The 17836-nt window shown below is 60.3% G+C and carries 17 protein-coding genes; 11 read left to right on the forward strand and 6 right to left on the reverse strand.

From position 1 onward, the window contains the following. The first annotated feature begins 46 nt into the window (after positions 1–46). From GRI69_RS03670 to eda, 5 genes are all read left to right on the forward strand, one after another. Positions 47–844, forward strand: a complete 798-nt coding sequence (locus GRI69_RS03670) for a transglutaminase-like domain-containing protein (protein WP_160726858.1) — start codon at positions 47–49, stop codon at positions 842–844. 94 nt (positions 845–938) lie between these two features. After that, positions 939–2387 carry a glucose-6-phosphate dehydrogenase gene (zwf, locus tag GRI69_RS03675; RefSeq protein ID WP_160726859.1) on the forward strand — a complete coding sequence of 483 codons (1449 nt, stop codon included), beginning with the start codon at positions 939–941 and terminating at the stop codon, positions 2385–2387. Then, the gene (gene edd / locus GRI69_RS03680; RefSeq protein WP_160726860.1) at positions 2380–4194 is read left to right on the forward strand and encodes a phosphogluconate dehydratase; all 1815 of its coding nucleotides are present in this window, start codon (positions 2380–2382) and stop codon (positions 4192–4194) included. Before zwf ends, edd begins: the two co-directional genes overlap by 8 nt. 1 nt (position 4195) lies before the next feature. Continuing rightward, complete coding sequence (gene glk, locus GRI69_RS03685) at positions 4196–5179, forward strand: glucokinase (protein WP_160726861.1); 984 nt, start codon at positions 4196–4198, stop codon at positions 5177–5179. Next, the gene (gene eda / locus GRI69_RS03690; protein ID WP_160726862.1) at positions 5176–5790 is read left to right on the forward strand and encodes a bifunctional 4-hydroxy-2-oxoglutarate aldolase/2-dehydro-3-deoxy-phosphogluconate aldolase; all 615 of its coding nucleotides are present in this window, start codon (positions 5176–5178) and stop codon (positions 5788–5790) included. The genes glk and eda overlap by 4 nt, the downstream gene beginning before the upstream one ends. On the opposite strand, the gene tilS is transcribed toward eda, so the two are convergent. The 5 genes from tilS to GRI69_RS03715 form a co-directional block, all read right to left on the reverse strand. Beyond that, on the reverse strand, positions 5787–6770 hold the full coding sequence (tilS, locus tag GRI69_RS03695; RefSeq protein ID WP_160726863.1) for a tRNA lysidine(34) synthetase TilS: 984 nt from the start codon (positions 6768–6770) through the stop codon (positions 5787–5789). The genes eda and tilS overlap by 4 nt on opposite strands. Before the next feature lies 1 nt (position 6771). Further along, positions 6772–7656 (reverse strand): tetratricopeptide repeat protein, encoded by an 885-nt coding sequence (locus GRI69_RS03700; RefSeq protein ID WP_160726864.1) that lies wholly within the window; start codon positions 7654–7656, stop codon positions 6772–6774. Between the two features lie 110 nt (positions 7657–7766). Further along, a complete protein-coding gene (locus GRI69_RS03705) occupies positions 7767–8609 on the reverse strand; it encodes a helix-turn-helix domain-containing protein (RefSeq protein ID WP_160726865.1) in 843 nt (280 codons plus the stop codon). 140 nt (positions 8610–8749) lie between these two features. Further along, a complete protein-coding gene (gene ptsP / locus GRI69_RS03710) occupies positions 8750–11020 on the reverse strand; it encodes a phosphoenolpyruvate--protein phosphotransferase (RefSeq protein ID WP_160726866.1) in 2271 nt (756 codons plus the stop codon). Positions 11021–11105: 85 nt separating this feature from the next. After that, entirely contained in the window at positions 11106–11261 is a 156-nt protein-coding gene (locus tag GRI69_RS03715; RefSeq protein ID WP_160726867.1) for a YdcH family protein, read from the reverse strand. 149 nt (positions 11262–11410) lie between these two features. Between GRI69_RS03715 and GRI69_RS03720 the strand changes: the two genes are divergently transcribed. Beyond that, positions 11411–11617 (forward strand): DUF465 domain-containing protein, encoded by a 207-nt coding sequence (locus GRI69_RS03720; protein WP_160726868.1) that lies wholly within the window; start codon positions 11411–11413, stop codon positions 11615–11617. An 82-nt stretch (positions 11618–11699) separates the two neighbouring features. After that, complete coding sequence (locus tag GRI69_RS03725) at positions 11700–12152, forward strand: DUF1465 family protein (RefSeq protein ID WP_237452909.1); 453 nt, start codon at positions 11700–11702, stop codon at positions 12150–12152. Here GRI69_RS03725 and GRI69_RS03730 read toward each other — a convergent pair. After that, positions 12149–13612, reverse strand: coding sequence for a glycerol kinase (locus GRI69_RS03730; protein WP_160726870.1), 1464 nt, complete (start codon positions 13610–13612; stop codon positions 12149–12151). The two genes, GRI69_RS03725 and GRI69_RS03730, sit on opposite strands and share 4 nt — an antisense overlap. 48 nt (positions 13613–13660) lie before the next feature. Here GRI69_RS03730 and GRI69_RS03735 point away from each other — a divergent pair, with 48 nt between their 5' ends. The 4 genes from GRI69_RS03735 (at position 13661) to GRI69_RS03750 (ending at position 17835) form a co-directional block, all read left to right on the forward strand. Beyond that, a complete protein-coding gene (locus GRI69_RS03735; protein WP_160726871.1) occupies positions 13661–14536 on the forward strand; it encodes an MBL fold metallo-hydrolase in 876 nt (291 codons plus the stop codon). A gap of 108 nt (positions 14537–14644) precedes the next feature. Then, positions 14645–15421: a hypothetical protein gene (locus GRI69_RS03740; protein ID WP_160726872.1), complete on the forward strand. Its 777-nt coding sequence runs from the start codon at positions 14645–14647 to the stop codon at positions 15419–15421. Positions 15422–15499: 78 nt separating this feature from the next. Next, a complete protein-coding gene (nadA, locus tag GRI69_RS03745; protein WP_160726873.1) occupies positions 15500–16486 on the forward strand; it encodes a quinolinate synthase NadA in 987 nt (328 codons plus the stop codon). 59 nt (positions 16487–16545) lie between these two features. Further along, positions 16546–17835, forward strand: coding sequence for a DUF2254 family protein (locus tag GRI69_RS03750; protein WP_160726874.1), 1290 nt, complete (start codon positions 16546–16548; stop codon positions 17833–17835). The last annotated feature ends 1 nt before the right edge of the window (position 17836 follow it).

A 17836-nucleotide genomic window follows, 5' to 3' on the forward strand; every position in this document is an offset into this window, starting at 1 on the left:
GACCGCGCGGTTAGAAACTCCAAGGGCACTGCAACGTTGAGACGGTATGACTATCTCTATCGCGTCTCGCTTCTCCTTCTGCCTGCCCCAGACAACAGATATACTCCTTCAATTCGAGGCTGCTGCGATCCCAGAGCAGCGAATCTTGTCGAGCGACACTAACCTGACCGAAGCGGAACATTGCGCTTGGGTCCCGGCGCAAGATGACATCGGCGAACGCATCTGGATCAGGGCGCAAGGCGATTTCAGTGTCTCATATCGGGCGGAAGTGGAGCTCGAACGCCAACTCGCCGACATTTCCACGCTTCGCCGTCTTGAGCCTCACGACATGCCGGGCGAGGCAGTCCAGTATCTTTTCGATAGCCGTTATTGCGCTGCCGACCGATTTCAGACCTTTGTCGATGAAGAGTTCGCCGGCACTGACGGAGGCGAACGCATCGCAGCCATCAGCGACTGGATGAAGCGCAAGCTGACATACAGCCCGGGCGCCTCCGGCCCGCAAACGACCGCGCTCGATACCTTTATCGAACGACGCGGCATTTGCCGCGACTATGCGCACGTCATGATCGCTCTTGCCCGAGCCAGCACCATACCGGCGCGTTATGTAGCGTGCTATGCACCGGGCGTTGACCCGCCTGACTTTCACGCCGTGGCCGAAGTATTTCTAGACGATCCGAACACAGATGGCGGTGGTACCTGGCAGTTGGTGGATCCGACCGGCATGGCCGACCCGTCAGAAACAGTGAAGATTGGCGTGGGTCGTGACGCTGCGGATGTGAGTTTCCTTACCAGCTTCGGGATCGCCGACTTCGGCGACAAGAGCGTGGTGGTGAAGGCATTTTGATCGTCCTTAACGAATAGGAATGCGGCGGTCTGGCGCAGTTCCTGCCACGCTGATAACACGATGACCAAGGGAGAAGCGTGTCAATGGATCGTATATGGCGGAAGTGAAGTTCGAGGCCGATCGGCTGCTTTTGTTCGGAGCGACCGGCGATTTGTCGCAGCGGATGCTGTTGCCCTCGCTCTGCGCACTACACGCCGATGGATTGCTCGATCCAGACCTGAGGATCATTGCCACCGCACGATCCGAAATGACGACAAAGGATTTTCGGCAGTTTGCGCGCGAAGCACTGGAAAAACATCTGCCGAAGAACAGGCGCGGCCCGATGGCCGACTTCCTTAACCGGCTTAGCTACATCCCGGTCGATGCTACCACCCCGGAAGGCTATGACGCGCTCGCAGCAGAGGTGGGCCAGTACCGCGGCCTTGCCATTTTCCTATCGACTGCCCCGAGCCTTTTCGAACCAACAATTTCCGGACTTAAGTGGGTCGGACTGACGAATGGCACTGCCCGCATCGCGCTCGAGAAACCGCTCGGCACCGATCTGGCCAGCAGCTGCGAAATCAACGATGCGGTAGCAAAGGCATTCAGCGAAGACCGTATTTTTCGCATCGACCATTACCTCGGCAAGGAGACAGTGCAGAATCTTCTGGCACTGCGTTTCGCCAACATTCTGCTCGAGCCCGTCTGGAACTCGAACTACATAGAGCACGTCCAGATCACGGTTGCGGAAACCGTCGGCCTGGAATCGCGCGTTGCCTATTATGATGACAGTGGCGCCCTGCGCGACATGGTTCAGAACCACATGCTGCAGCTGCTGGCGCTCGTTGCGATGGAGCCGCCCACCAGTTTCGAAGCTACGGCTGTGCGCGACGAGAAGGTCAAGGTCCTGCGCGCATTGCGGCCGGTCAATGCGGAGGAGGTCGTCACCGGCCAGTATCGCGCCGGTGCGGTCGAAAGGAAAAGCGTGCCCGGCTATGATGAGGAACTGGGCAAGGACAGCGTTACCGAAACTTATGTCGCACTCAAGGCACATGTCGACAACTGGCGCTGGCGCGGCGTGCCCTTCTACCTTCGGCACGGCAAACGCATGCCTGAACGCGTAACCGAAATCGTGGTCCAGTTTCGCTGCATCCCGCATTCGATTTTCGAAGGTCGTGGCGCGAAGACCGAGCCAAACCGGTTGGTGATAGAAATCCAGCCGAAGGAAAACATTCAGTTGACCATGATGGCGAAGGTACCGGGCCTCGGAAACGAAGGGCTGCGACTGCGGCCTGTCCCGCTCGATATCACCATGCCCGATGCATTTTCGGACGTGGTGCGTCGCATCGCCTACGAGCGACTACTGCTCGATCTCATCAACGGCGACCAGACATTGTTCGTCCGTCGTGACGAGATCGAAGCACAGTGGGACTTTATCGACCACATTCGAAGGCTCTGGACAGAGAACGGCACGCAGCCGAAGCCTTATGCTGCGGGCACCTGGGGGCCGAGCGCCGCCATCGCGCTCGCCGAACGAGACGGGGTCACCTGGCACGATGACTAAACAGCTTAACGATACGATCCACCGCGTAACCCAGCGAGTGATCGAAAACTCGCGCAGATCGCGCAACGACTATCTCGACCTGATGGACCGCGAGGGTGATCGGCAGGTAAACCGCGGAACCATGTCCTGCTCCAACCTCGCGCATGCCTACGCGGGGGCCGAGGAAGACCAGACGGCAATCATGGCCGCGCGCGGACCAAACCTCGGCATCGTATCGGCTTATAACGATATGCTGTCGGCCCACCAGCCATACTATCGCTACCCGGAACGAATGAAGATTTGGGCGCGCGAAGTGGGCGCGACCGTGCAGGTTGCTGGCGGTACGCCAGCCATGTGCGACGGCGTGACGCAAGGCGAAGACGGGATGGAACTCTCGCTCTTCAGCCGCGATACCATCGCGCTCTCCACCGTCGTCGCGCTTAGCCACGCGATGTATGATGGCGTGGCACTGCTGGGAATTTGCGACAAGATCGTGCCCGGCTTGCTGATGGGCGCTCTGCGGTTCGGACACCTGCCAGCGATCTTCGTGCCTTCGGGACCGATGGGGACGGGCATCTCGAACAAGGAAAAGCAGCGGACCCGCCAGCTCTATGCCGAGGGCAAGGTTGGGCGCAAGGAATTACTGGCGAGCGAAATGGGCAGCTATCACTCGCCAGGCACCTGCACCTTCTACGGCACCGCCAATTCCAACCAGATGATGATGGAGATGATGGGTCTCCACGTACCGGGTGCAGCCTTTGTGCCTCCGGGTGTCAAGCTTCGGCAGGAAATGAGCCGGGCGGCGACGCAGCGGCTTGCCGCGATAAACAAGGACGGCGACGATTTCCGTCCGCTCGGTCGCGTAGTAGACGAAAAGGCGATCATCAACGCCGCCATCGGACTCCTCGCCACAGGCGGCTCGACGAACCATGCAATCCACATTCCTGCCATGGCCCGGGCGGCGGGCATCATCTTCGACTGGACCGACCTCGCCGAACTTTCGCGCGCCGTACCGCTGGTGGCACGCGTCTATCCTAACGGATCGGGCGACGTGAACCACTTTCATGACGCGGGCGGCATGGGTTATGTCATCGGGACGCTTCTCGATGAAGGGCTGGCGCATGGTGATATCCTCACGGTCTGGGATGGCGGTTTCGAAGCCTATTCGCACGAGCCGGGCATGGATGGCGATACGCTGACCTGGCGTGATCCCGGGCCTAGCGGCGATACCGAGATGCTTCGTCCCGCTTCCGACCCGTTTCAAAGCGATGGCGGAATGCGGCTGGTCGAGGGCAACATTGGCCGCGCCTGCTTCAAATCTTCCGCAGTCGACCGCGAGCGCTGGACGGTGGAAGCCCCCTGCCGCATTTTCGAGGACCAACCCTCGGTCAACGAGGCCTTCCGCAAAGGAGAACTCGACCGCGACGTTGTGGTTGTCGTCCGCTTTCAGGGTCCGCGCGCAAACGGAATGCCCGAACTGCACAAGCTCACTCCTGCTCTTGGGGTGTTACAGGACCGGGGCTACCGGGTAGCGCTGGTAACCGATGGACGCATGTCTGGAGCGAGCGGCAAGGTCCCGGCGGCGATCCACTGCACGCCCGAGGCCTTGGGGGGAGGCCCTCTATCCAGACTGCGCGATGGGGACGTGGTCCGGGTGTGTGCCGAAACCGGCACGCTTGCGACTACCGCTGACCTCGGCACCCGGGACCCGGCACCAGAGCCCCAGCCCAAAATCGGTATGGGACGCGAATTCTTCGCCATGTTCCGGGCTAACGCAGATGGTGCCGAGCAGGGTGCTTCGTCAATGCTAGCCATGGCGGAATTGTAAGATGGACCTCGTCAGCGTCGACATCGGCGGCACCCATGCGCGTTTTTCGATTGCCAGCATTTTGGCCGATGGATCGATCTCGCTCAGCGACCCTGAAACGATCCACACAGAGGATCATGCGAGCTTCCAGACAGCTTGGGAGGATTTCCGCGAGCGTATGGGGGGCAATCTCCCCCCGCGCGTTTCGATGGCGATCGCTGGCCCGGTGGGCGGCGAAGTCATCCGCTTTACCAATAACCCGTGGATCATCCGCCCAGCGCTGGTGCAGGAAAAGCTCGGGTCCGAAAAATACACCATCGTCAATGATTTTGAGGCCGTGGCGCATGCAGTTGCCCGGGTTGGTCAAGACGAGTTCATTCACCTCTCTGGTCCCGACAAACCGCTCTCTCCCACTGGGCGGTTGAGCGTGCTCGGCCCGGGCACGGGTCTTGGCGTCGCCCACCTGTACCGCGAGCCCGACGGGACATATCGCGTGTCGGCCACCGAAGGCGGCCACATCGATTTCGCTCCGCTCGACCAGATCGACGATGCGATCCTTGCCCGGTTGCGAAAGCGCCACAACCGCGTCTCCGTTGAACGCGTAGTTGCAGGGCCGGCAATCTCCGACATTTACCAGACGCTCGCCGTGATGGAAGGCAAGCCGGTCGCGGAGGAAGACGATATCGCGATCTGGACCCGCGGGCAGGATGGCAGCGACAGCCTCGCTGCTGCGGCCGTCGATCGCTTCTGTATGGCTCTCGGCAGCGTAGCCGGCGACATCGCGCTGGCCCAAGGCGGCTTCGGCGGTGTCGTTATCGCAGGCGGTTTGGGCTACAGAATTCGCGAAACGCTGGTGAAGTCAGGCTTTGCCGAGCGTTTCAAGGCCAAGGGCCGCTTTCAGGAGCTTATGGCCTCAATCCCGGTCAAGCTTATCGTTCACCCGCAGCCAGGCCTCTTCGGTGCCGCGGCAGCCTATGCTTCAGAACACGGGATTTCCGACTCATGACGACCATCGCCGACATCATGCAGACCGCGCCGGTTATCCCGGTGATCGTGGTAGACGAGGTGGAACATGCCGTACCGCTCGCACGCGCTCTCGTAGCAGGCGGATTGCGCGTGCTCGAAGTCACTTTACGGACGCCCGCAGCGCTCGATGCGATCCGTGCGATGAAAAACGTGGACGGCGCCATCGTGGGCGCGGGCACTGTCACCAATCAGCAAGAACTTGCCGCTGCCATCGAGGCGGGCAGCGAGTTCATTGTCTCGCCAGGCCTTACCGATACCCTCGGGAAAGCGGCGATCCGCGAGCGTATCCCTTTCCTTCCGGGCATCGCCAATGCGGGCGACATTATGCGAGGCCTGGATCTCGGCCTCACCCACTTCAAGTTTTTCCCGGCCATGGCGGCAGGCGGACTACCTGCGCTCAAGGCACTTGCAGCACCGTTCGGGCAATGCCGCTTCTGCCCGACCGGCGGCATCACACTCGAGAATGCACCCGAATGGCTTGGATTCGATCCGGTCCATTGCGTGGGCGGCAGTTGGGTAGCGCCGCGCGGCGCGGTCGATGAAGTCACGGTTGAGAAGGTGGCACGCGAAGCGGCTTCATTGGCCAGCTAGCCGGTTCGTCGGGGATTTTCGCGGCGGAAAATCCACAATCTTTCGCCTTCCAGATCGCGCACGTCCGCTTGCAACCCGGCAATATTGGTCTTGATACCCCGCGTGAGACTCTCGACCAGAGCCGCCCCCACGCGCTGGTCGATCTGCAAACCAAAGCGGCGAAAGATTGCGCGGATCACACCGCCCTTCACCAACGTCCCGCGGACGCCTGTGCGCAGTGCTTGATAGATCGCCTCCTCGCCGTCGAAACTCACGCGTTCGATATATTCGCGGTCGACCACCCATTTCAGTGTTTCATCGGCCTCCGCCAAGTAGCGAGCACTTCGACCGATTGCGGTCACATCGAGCCAGTCGCAACGGGAGAGGTTCTGCCGCATTCGCACCCGATCGAAATCGACATTCTCGTTCGAGGGGTCCTCGACAGGCGACCATCCCAAACTCTTCACCAAGTCGACCAGTTCGGCTCGCTTCCAGCCGAGCAGCGGTCTGACCAGTCTTATCGGTGCATTGGGCAAACTTCCCAAAGCTCTAATAGATGCGAGGCCTGATATTCCGCTGCCGCGATTGAGCCGCATCAGGAAGGTCTCGGCCTGGTCGTCCATCTGATGTGCTGTGGAAAGCCCGTCGAGATCGCGATCCACGCACCATTGCCCAAGCGCTTCGTAACGGGCGGCGCGGGCGCGGTCCTGGAGGTTACCCTCGGCCACTTCGACCTGAAGCGTCTGATGGGGTACGCCTATCTCTGAGCAATAGTTCGCCGCTAATTCTGCCTCCCTGGCGCTTTCCCTACGCAAACGGTGATCGACAGTTGCCGCCTCTACCCTCTCCGGCAAAGCTGCATGGGCCAGCAGCAGCAGGGCAAGGCTGTCACCCCCGCCGGACAACGCAATGCCCAGTTTCTGCGGTCCGCCCTCGGTGTATGGCCACAGTGCGGAAAGATCCGCCCGGAACCGCTCGACCAGTTCCGGATCGACAATCATCTCAGCTGCAAGTCACTTTGCTACGCGCGGCAGCATAGTCTCCCTGCAATCGACCGGTCGCGAGCGCAGGATAAGTCGCGCCAAACTCGGACAGTGCGATGCAGGCGCGCTCGGTGTCTTTCAGGGCGATCATAGCTTTCGCAAGATAGAGCAGGCTATCGCCGGCCCGTGCGCCGTTCTTGTCAGCCTGATAGTTGCGCAAGAACCAAGGCGCAGCTTCGGTGGGCTTACCATCGTCCAGATAGGCGCGGCCCAGCAAATTGCGGCCATAGCTGGTGCGGGAATGGTTCGGATACTTCTCAACGAACATCGTCAGTTGTTGCTGAGCTTCGGGAAAAAAGCCTGCATCCCACAATCGAAAACCATAGGAATATTCATCGTCCCCGGCATCGTCGGTCTGCGGCTTGGCAATAGCCTGAACGGCGGCAAGGCGCGCGGGGTCCGGCCGGGAAACGGGCGCAGGCGTGGAAACTGCTCCGGCCGAGGGATTTGTCCGGACAGGTTCCGGAGCAGGCGCCCTTGCTGTTTCCAATGTTTCGAGGCGAGTCTCCAGGAGCCTCATTGAATTGGCTCCTTCCTCATATTCGGAGGTCAGACGCTGAAGCTGACTTTCAAGCGCATCGAGACGGGCGAGAATATCCGTCACCGCCGTGGTCGATGGTGCGGGCGAAGCAGTCGCTCCGCCCGTCGTCGGGGCCGTGATCTGCGGCTCGAAATAACGCCCATCCCCACCTGGGAATACCTTGCGCTGCAATGCACGAACTTCCGATTCCAGCTTGCGGATTCTCGCTTCTTCACCATCTTGCGCTGCTAGCGGCATGGAGGTGGCGATCAGAGCCATTGCGATGCCGCCTAGGCCGAAAATGCGAGCACTACGAAAGATCATGGGGTGCAAGTTCCTTGCTGGATAATTCATCGATGCGAAAAATGCCGTAGCCCGGCGATGCTGTCGAGGGGATGAAGGCACCTTATCCGCCGCTGGCGTTGATGCGGCGGCTAGGTGTCAGGAGAAGCTGCCCCAGCAGATTCCGGGGGCTGCGAAGAGGTCGCCTGGTCACTGCGCGCCAGTAGCGCTTCCGCACTGACGGGGACATCACGTACGATGGTGTCTTCCTCAGTCAGCTTGGGTACCTCGCGACCGCCTATCGTGATGGCGAGCGCATAGGGACGACCGGTCCAAAGCTGCGGACCTTCGGCACCTTCAGGTACCGTGTAACTATCCCCTTGGTCCATCTGCGCCTCGTACAGGCGCGTCCCCCTCGCGTCGTAGAACTTCACCCATGTGCCATCCATCTCGCTTGTGAAGACAACCGGTCCCCCAACCGGCTGAGGCGTGGGCACTGCTTCTTGGGGAGGCGTGTCGCTGCTCGCGACCTGCTCTTCCGGTCCCTGCAAGGGAGCAGGTCCAAGTCCGGGCGCGAAGTAGCTCGAATAAAAGGCATAAACCCCGCCGAGCAGCAAAACACCAGCTAGGATAGCGAACCACACCAAGCCGCGACCCGGCACGCGCGCCGGATCGCCAGGCTCGAACTTGGCCGGTCGTTCGATTGCTTGCGGACGATCCTCTGCAAGTTCTGCGCGCACCATATCCAGCATCTCTTTCTCGTCGAGATTGAGCGTTCGGGCATAGGTGCGGGTAAAACCGATCGCGTAGGTTCGCGACGGCAGGGCCGCAAAATCACCGGCTTCTATGGTTTGAAGGTGTCGCTTGGGAATACGCGTTTCGGCTGCGACCTGATCAATTTCGAGGCCTTTCGCCTCGCGCGCCTGGCGCAATCGATCGCCCACCCGTCCTGAAGGCGCGGTGTTCTCTTCGACGATGTCGTCTTCTTCTTCCATGCGATTCCCGAATTCCTGAGGCCCCGCGGGTATTTTCGGTCCCGCGAAAACGCACAGAAGGTGTAGCAGCTACCATGTCAACCGGCCAGTCGGTACCGGAACGACCCGAAACCGACGAAGTGCGCCGGACGAGCGACGGTTCAATCGATATCGATATCGTTCGTTATCGCCCAATCGCTCAACGCTTCGCGCATATCTGGCGGCGGGCTGATCATCCAGCGCTGCATCTGTGCGGTCAGATCGGGCAGATAGACTTTCCGCACCAGTTCCTTGATGGGCCCCACAGCCGCGGGCGTGATCGAAAAGCGAGTGTAACCCAAGCCCATGAGCGCCAGAGCTTCCAGTCTGCGCCCGCCCATCTCGCCGCACACACCGATCCTGACAGGGCTGCCGACCATTTGGGTGGCGATCCGGGCTAGGAATCGCAGGATAGAAGGGCTGACCCAGTCATAGCGTTCAGCAAGCTTGGGATTGGCCCGATCTGCGGCGAAGAGGAACTGTGTGAGGTCGTTCGTTCCGATCGAAATGAAGGAAAGCTTCGGCAGCAAGATATCCAGTACTTCGGCAAGCGAGGGCACTTCTAGCATGCAGCCATATTCGATACTTTCCGGCATCTGCTTTCGCCGATCGCGCAGGAATTGTACCTGTTCTTCGAAAATCGCTTTCGCCGCGTCGAACTCCCAAGGTTCGGCAACCATGGGGAACATTACGGAAAGTTGTCTTCCCGTCGCGGCTTCGAGCAGTGCCCGGGCCTGCGCCTTGAGCAGCCCCTCCCGCTCGAGCGACAGGCGCAAGGCGCGCCAACCCATCGCAGGGTTTTCGTCCTTTTCCGCAGTGTCATTATCCAGATACGGAACCGCCTTGTCGCCGCCGATATCGACGGTTCGAAAAATCACGGGCTTCCCATCGGCCGCATCGAGCACGTCGCGGTACAGTCGCATCTGCCGTTCGCGCGCCGGCAAGGTCGAAGATACGAGGAACTGGAATTCGGTCCGGAACAGGCCGATCCCGTCAGCACCGGTCAGTTGAAGCGCACTGACGTCATCGCGCAGACCCGCATTCATCATCACCGTGATCCGGGTACCGTCGCGCGTGAAAGGTTCGACATCGCGCAGTTCCGCATAAGCTGCCGCTCGTTCGCGACTGCGGGCAAAGCGCGTATCGAAAGCTTCGAGCAACGTCTGCGAAGGTCGCAGCGTGACCGCGCCTTTGTCGGCGTCGACCAGCACCTCATCGCCCTCGGAAACGCGCGAACGTACCCGAGGCACTCGGCCGAGTACGGGAATACCCATCGCGCGTGCCACGATGACCACATGCGCCGTCAGGGAGCCCTCTTCCAGCACGACGCCCTTGAGGCGGCGGCGGTCGTATTCGAGCAGTTCGGCGGGACCCAAATTGCGCGCGAACAGAATGGAATCGCGCCGCAAGCCTTGCGTGGCCGCTGTGCCAAGCTGACCCGACACTATCCGCAGCAGACGGTTCGACAGGTCCTCGAGGTCATGCATCCGGTCCGCCAGCAGCGGGTCGTCGATCTCGCGCATGCGCATGCGGGTACGCTGCTGGACGCGCTCGATGGCGGCTTCCGCGGTCAGTCCACTGTCGATCGCTTCGTTGATCCGACGGCTCCAGCCCTCATCATAGGCGAACATCTTGTAGGTTTCGAGCACCTCGTCATGCTCGCCGCCCTTGCCGAATTCGGGTTCACGACCCATCGCGTCGATCTGGTCGCGCATCTTGTCGAAGGCGCGATAGACCCGCTGTCGCTCGGCTTCGATGTCTTCGGCGACGACCTGGTCGATTTCGACACGCGGCTGGTGGAACACCGCCTGCCCTGCTGCCAGCCCCTTCACCAGGGTCAAGCCTTCGATCACCTCGCATTCGGTCGGGATCTCGTCGAGATCGATCGCTTCCTCACCATCGACCAGTTCCTTGTGCGCGATCAATTCGGACAGCACCATGGCCGTCGTCTGAAGGGCCTCGATCTCGACTTCCTCGTACCGACGAGGTTCGACATGCTGGACGCATAGCACCCCGACCGCACGTTCACGGTAGACGATGGGGACGCCGGCGAAGGAATGGAACTTCTCTTCTCCCGTCTCCGGACGATAGAGAAAGTCTGGATGTGCCTTCGCTTCGGCGAGGTTCAAAGTCTCGATATTCTTGGCGATAGTGCCAGTCAGCCCTTCCCCCACAGCCATCCGAGTGACGTGAACCGCTTCGGCATTGAGACCATGGGTGGCGAAGAGTTCGAGTTCGCCTTCGCGGAGGAGATAGATCGAGCACACTTCGCTGGTCAGGCTATCTGCGATGATGTCCACAACCCGATCCAGCTTGTGCTGGGCGTGATGGCGACCGGCCATGACCTCATGCAATCGCGTGAGTATCTGACGGGCGGATGAAGCTGCTGACATGATCTGCAGCTATAGCAAGAAAGTTAAATAGCGAAAGCGGGGCCGGGAAGGCATTACCTTCCTGCCCCGCAGATTTTCACGCCTCTCAGGTTGCGGCGATTTCTTCCTTGATCTTCAGCTTTCGGCGCTTGAGTTGCTGGATCATCGTGATGTCGGGCGAAGGCCGTGCCTGTTCGTCGTGCAACCGAGCTTCGAGCCCTGCATGCTTGGCCTTGAGTGCGGCGACATGGGATGATTGCATAGGTTTGGCTCCTTCTAGAGTTAGCGACCCCGGAAGCGACTCGTGCCAGACGGCACGCGCCGCGGTACGATGATCAAACCACAGCTTCACGAATTTACAAACCCCCATAGAAGCGCCATGCGACGAGGCGAGATTGGGGAACGATAGCTGTGAACGAGCAGGAACTGCGCAAGCGCCTGGAATTGCTGAAGAGCGAGCATCGCGACCTCGATGCTGCAATCGCCGCGCTAAGTGAAGCTGGAGACGGCGGTTTCGTCGACCAACTGCAGATTGCGCGGCTCAAGAAGCGCAAGCTGCAGCTCAAGGATCGCATTTCCGTAATCGAGGACAATCTCATTCCCGATATTATCGCCTGATCGCAGTCTCAAAGCGGGACATCTGTCGACAGATCCGTGGTCTTACAGGACCCAAAACAGTAGCTCTTCGTTCACCATGGACATGGACCGTACGATTCACGAACAGGTTGTCGAAGACCTTTACACCGAAGCGCTTGCACTGGCGGACGAAGCACGTGCGGTATTCGATTTGCGGGAAGATGCGCGGCAAGGCATAGTTTCCGACCAAGTGCGGATGGCCGTTTCCGTCGAAGGTCTCCGAACCACTACCCGCGTGATGCATTCCCTTGCCTGGCTTCTGAACCAACGGGCCTATCATGCGGGTGAATTGACCAAGCTGCAGATGCTGCGGCACGGGTCGCTCGGCGAAGAGCGCCCTTCCGACCCGGATAATATGGAACTGCTGGAACCTGCAACCCGGGCGTTGATCCGCGATACCGAGCGTCTCCACGAACGGATAAAGCGGCTGGATGAAGAGCAACGCCAGATCGGCGAGGCGAGCGACCCCGTGCGCGATATGCAAGGCCGCATCGCCGCAGCCTTCGCCGGCAGCTAAGCCACAGAAAGCGCGCGTACATAACGCGCCAATCGGTCGCTCCTCGTACTTTCTTCCATGACGGGGACAAATACCTGCGTGTCTCCGCGCATCGCCTCTGCGGCCTCAATCAACGACCCATAAATGCCAGCCCCCACGCTGGCACAGATTGCGGCACCCAGAGCAGTAGTCTCGACGAAGTCCGGACGCTCGACGTCGAGGTCGAGAATATCCGCAAGATCCTGAGCCATCCAATCGTTGGCACTCATTCCGCCGTCGATCCGCAACGCTTTCCATGGCGCGCCGTCGGCCGCAAAGGCCGAGCAAAGATCGTGGGTCTGATGAGCCATCGCTTCCAGCGCGGCGCGTGCAATCTGTGCCCGCCCACTGGCGAAGCTGAGGCCGGAAATCACCCCGCGGGCATCGGGCAGCCAGTGCGGCGCGCCGAGACCGGCAAGCGCAGGGACTATAACGACTTCACCACTACTCTCGATCGAGCGTGCTAGACCTTCAGTCTCCGAGGCACTCCCGATCAGGCCGAGTTGGTCACGAAGATACTGGACCAGACTTCCTGCGACGAAGCACGCGCCCTCGATGGCGTAGGTGCGGGTACCCTCCGACTGGTGAAGGACGGTGCCGAGCAGCCGATTATCCGACCGCGGGAGATCACTGCCATTGTTCGTCAGGACGAAAGCACCAGTTCCGTAAGTCGCCTTGGTTTCGCCGAACGAAAGGCAGCCTTGCCCGATCGTTGCCGATTGCTGGTCGCCCACAAGTCCGCAAATAGGAATTTTGCGCCCCAGCCACTCGGCAGCGCAGTTCGCCAGCTTCCCGTGTGTATCGACCACTTCGGGCAGCGACGCCTTCGGCACCCCGAATAATTCGCAAAGGTCCTGATCGAATTCGCCACTGTCGAGACCGAGCAGCAGAGTTCGGCTGGCATTGCTGGCATCCGACACATGGGAGCCGCCGGAAAGCTTGTACACAAGCCAGCTTTCGACCGTACCGAATGCGAGCCGGCCCGTCCCGGCGGCCGCACGTACGGCATCGTCATTTTCGAGCATCCAGCGCATTTTCGTGCCGGAGAAATAGGGGTCGAGCACAAGCCCGGTGCGCTTCTGCAGTTCGGGTTCGTATCCGGCTTCCTTCAGCTGCGCGCAGGAACCGGCGGTCCGTCTGTCCTGCCACACGATCGCCCGCGCCAAGGGTTCGCCGGCATCTCGATCCCAGGCCACCACGGTCTCGCGTTGATTGGTGATGCCGATCGCCGCGATTTCCGAAGCATTCGCGCCCGCCGCTTCCCGCATACAGCCTAGGGTTTTTTCCCAGATTTCGGCAGCATCATGCTCCACCCAGCCCGGTTTTGGATAATGCTGCGTCAATTCTGCTTGTGCGACGGACTCCATCCGACCCCGACGGTCGAAGAGCATAGCGCGTGTCGAGGTCGTCCCCGCGTCGAGGACAAGAATTTTCTCTCCCATGAGGCCCTCCCTATCGACAAGCGATGCCATCCGCTACAGGCTTGGGACATGGCAGGCCCTCCCCCCAAACCCTGGCCGACCGGCGAGGCGATTCAGCTTGAGCCTCTGGTGCGGCGCGTGCTGGCGCCAAACCCGTCGCCCTATACCTATACCGGCACCCAATCCTACATTGTCGGCATTGGCGATGGTTGTGCGGTTATCGATCCCGGTCCGGACGAGGAAGACCATCTGCTCGCACTCGACGCCGCAATCGGCGAAGAACATGTCTGTGCGATCATGTGCACCCATACGCACCGCGATCACTCGCCTGCCGCGAAGTCTCTGGCCCAGCGCACCGGCGCGCCCATCGTCGGATGTGCACCGCTCGTACTCGACGATAGCGGGCCGCGCGCTGATGCGAGTTTCGACCGAACCTATGAACCCGACCGGGTGATGGAAGACGGCGAAGCAATGACCGGCCCCGGCTGGACCTTGCGCGCTATCGCCACGCCCGGGCATGTCTCGAACCACCTCTGTTTCGCGCTGGATGAGACCGGCGCCGTCTTCACCGGCGATCATGTGATGGGCTGGTCCACCAGCGTCGTCGTCCCTCCCGACGGCGATATGGCCGACTACATGACAAGCCTCGAAAAGCTCTACGGGCGCGAAGAGGACCGCATATATTACCCCGCCCATGGCGAGGCGATCGAGAAACCCCGTCAGCTGGTCAGGGGAATGATCGGCCATCGGCGCCAGCGCGAAAACCAGATCCTGCGCCATCTAAGCGAGGCTCCGCATGAGGCAGCCGATTTCGTGCCAAAGATGTACAAGGGTCTCGACGAGCGCCTACATGGGGCTGCCAGAATGTCGGTCACCGCCCACCTCATCGATCTGGAGCGCCGCGGACTTGTGACACGAGCGGGAGACGAATGGCGAGCCAACTGACAGTGCGTCACACCTCCGGCCATGCGCGTCAATTTCGTTGACCGAAGGCCTGAGACGGAGTAATTTTAAAGCATAGATGGTCGCTCGGTCTTTGGGGAGGTTACGGGCATGGCCACTATCGCAGCGCCGCAGAATTCTTCGATCCGCGGCAACACGCGCTTCTTCACCATTATGGCCTTCGTCATGGGCTCTGTCATCCTGGCGGGGTTTTCGCTCAATCTGGCGATGGGGCGATCCAGCTTCGATGCGCCGCTGGCCTATCACGTACATGCGTTGATTTTCATGGGGTGGATCGGGATTTACCTCGCCCAGCATGTCATTGCGTCAGCGCAGAACTGGAAGCTGCATGCTTCCTTCGGCAAGATCGCCTACATCTGGATTCCCACGATGGTTCTCGCGGCATGCATGATTTTGGTAGTCGTCGCGCGCCGTACGGGCGGACCATTCTTCTTCGATGTGAAGGAGTTCCTCGTGAGTAATCTCGTCGGCGTCCTGACGTTTGGCGGACTGGCTTGGTGGGCGCTGCGCCGACAGCGATACAATGGGTGGCATCGCCGCCTGATGCTTGTTTCCATGAGCATCCTCACGGGCCCCGGGATCGGACGCCTTTTGCCCCTGCCGCTGCTGATCCCCAATGCATGGATCATCATCTTTTGCGTCACGCTGTTATTTCCAATCATCGGAATGATCGCGGACAAGCGCAAGCTGGGTCACGTACACCTAGCCTACTGGTGGGGCACGGGCATTGTAGTCGGAACGTTCGTCGGCTCGATGCTGGTAGCATATTCACCACTCGGATACGCTTTCACCGAATGGGTCATTGCCGGAAGCGCCGGAGCTGAAAGGCCGATGCAGGCATTTCTTCCTCCTGGCTTTTCGATGTGATCGCGGACCAAGGAACCCCCTCGCCTCGCCGCCCGTTCCGTCTATAAGCGCCGCAAAGCCATCAGACGGGACGAAATTATGACCGCCGAAACCAGCCTGCCGACAGGCCAAGACCTGCTCTCGGAGATCGATCGCCTCCGCAAGGAGAAGAACGCGATCATCCTCGCGCATTATTATCAGAGCGCGCAAATCCAGGATCTGGCCGACTTCGTCGGCGACAGCCTCGAACTGTCGCGCAAGGCGGCAGAAACCGACGCCGATGTCATCGCCTTTTGCGGCGTGAAATTCATGGCCGACACCGCCAAAATCCTGAGCCCCGAAAAAATAGTCGTCTTGCCGGATATGGATGCCGGCTGCAGCCTCGAAGACAGCTGCCCGCCGGAAAAGTTCAAGGCTTTCCGCGAAAAGCACCCGGATCATATCGCGCTGACCTACATCAACTGTTCGACCGAGGTGAAGGCGCTCAGCGATATTATCGTAACGTCTTCCAGTGCCGAGACGATCATCAGCCAGATCCCGGAAGATCAGAAGATCATCTTCGGGCCCGACCGGCATCTTGGCGGCTATATGAGCCGCAAGTTCAATCGCGAAATGCTGCTTTGGCCGGGCGTCTGCATCGTGCACGAAGCGTTCAGCGAAACCGAACTGCTCAAGCTGAAGCAGCAACATCCTGGCGCCCCCGTCGCAGCGCATCCAGAGTGCCCGCCCACCATCATCGAACATGCCGATTATGTCGGCTCGACCAGCGGCATCCTGCAGTTTGCGGAGACTTTTGAAGGCGATACGCTGATCGTGGCGACAGAGCCGCACATTATTCACCAGATGGAAAAGGTGCTACCCGAGAAGAACTTCATCGGCGCGCCCGGAGCGGACGGCAACTGCAGCTGCAATATCTGCCCCTACATGGCGCTCAACACGCTTGAGAAGCTGTACAAGTGTCTCGACACGCTTGAACCACGCATCGAGATCGAAGAAGGATTGCGGCTGAAGGCCAAGCAGAGCCTCGACCGCATGCTCGAAATGGCCAGCGGCACCATCGGCAAGGGCGATTTGGGCAAAGTCTAGGCACCCTTCACCACACCGAGCGTTAGGCCCTTGTCCGCAATGACAGGGGAATTCGCTGTTTGGCTGCAAAAGGTCCGCTCAAGGGGATTCGCGATTGGGCGATCCATCGGCTGGTAGCGAATTACTGGTCGTTGCCGCTCGTCGCAGTCGTCGCCGCGCCGCTGGTGGGCGCTCTCGTGCTCTGGATAGACTGGGCCGTGGCCGGGCGCTGGCTCTATGAGCACGGCATCACTCTGCTGGTTGCGGGCGACACAGCTCAAGATCTCGCCGTCGCCATCGTCGGGATCAATGCCGCTTTCCTGACACTGTACTGGTCGGTCACGCTGATCGTACTTACTCTGGCGACCGGCAATCTCGGGGTCCGGCTGGTCGACCGCTGGCTCGACAAAGGGCTGGTCCGACTGTCAATGGCGGGCCTCACCTTCTGTCTTGTTTTCTCGATCATAGTTCTGAGCCGCCTGGATCCGGAATCGTCCGTGGCCGAGCTTCCCCACTTTGCATTGGCAGGGATGTTCGCACTCGAACTGGTCAATATCTGCATGCTGGGCGTGGCGATCCACGACCTTGGGCGCACGATGTTCGTCGACCGTTCCATTGCGCACCTCGGCACCGAAGCAGGCAACGTCGCGATTCCCATTGTCGCCGCCGATCCTTACGCGGGTGAGTGGTCTTGTACCCTTGCCGCGAAACGAGGGGGGTATGTCGAAGGCATCGATCTCTCCACGATCAAGGAAGAACTGGCAATTGAAACTGGAGCGGTCCGCTTCTGCGCCGCGCCGGGCCAGCACGTCCTAGAAGGCGAACCGCTGGTCAGGATCGAGACTGTCCGGGGTGATGCAGACCGCCTTCTCAAGTTCATACCAATCGGCGAATTCCGGTCTTCAGTGGAATCGACCGTTTATCAGGTGCGCCTGCTGGTGGAGGTCGCGGCCCGTGCCCTGTCGCCGGGGATCAACGATTTTTATTCTGCGATGGCGTGCGCCGACCAGCTGGCCGTTGCCATTTCGGGGCACGCCGGAACGTGGGTCGACGAAGGCAAGGTCGCCGGGTGGGAGAGAGACCCGCGCTTCGAATTGCCGGGACAGGATTTTCGAGGCCTTTTTGGCGGTCCGCTCAAGGCTTTTCGCCAGGCCGCTGCGGATTACCCTTCGGTTTCAATTCGCATGATTGAAAACTATGCGCGCGTCTGCAGGCTGATGGGCGAGCAGGGTTGTCCGCCGGGCCTGCTACATTATCTGCGGCGCTGCGGGGAGGAATTGCGAGATCACGCGATTGCCAACGCCGAGCAGGAATGCGATCGCACGGATATTGCGGACGCTTTTCGCCGCTTTGATCAACCCGCCCTCTAAC

This window comes from Qipengyuania vulgaris, assembly GCF_009827325.1.
Taxonomy (GTDB): domain Bacteria; phylum Pseudomonadota; class Alphaproteobacteria; order Sphingomonadales; family Sphingomonadaceae; genus Qipengyuania; species Qipengyuania vulgaris.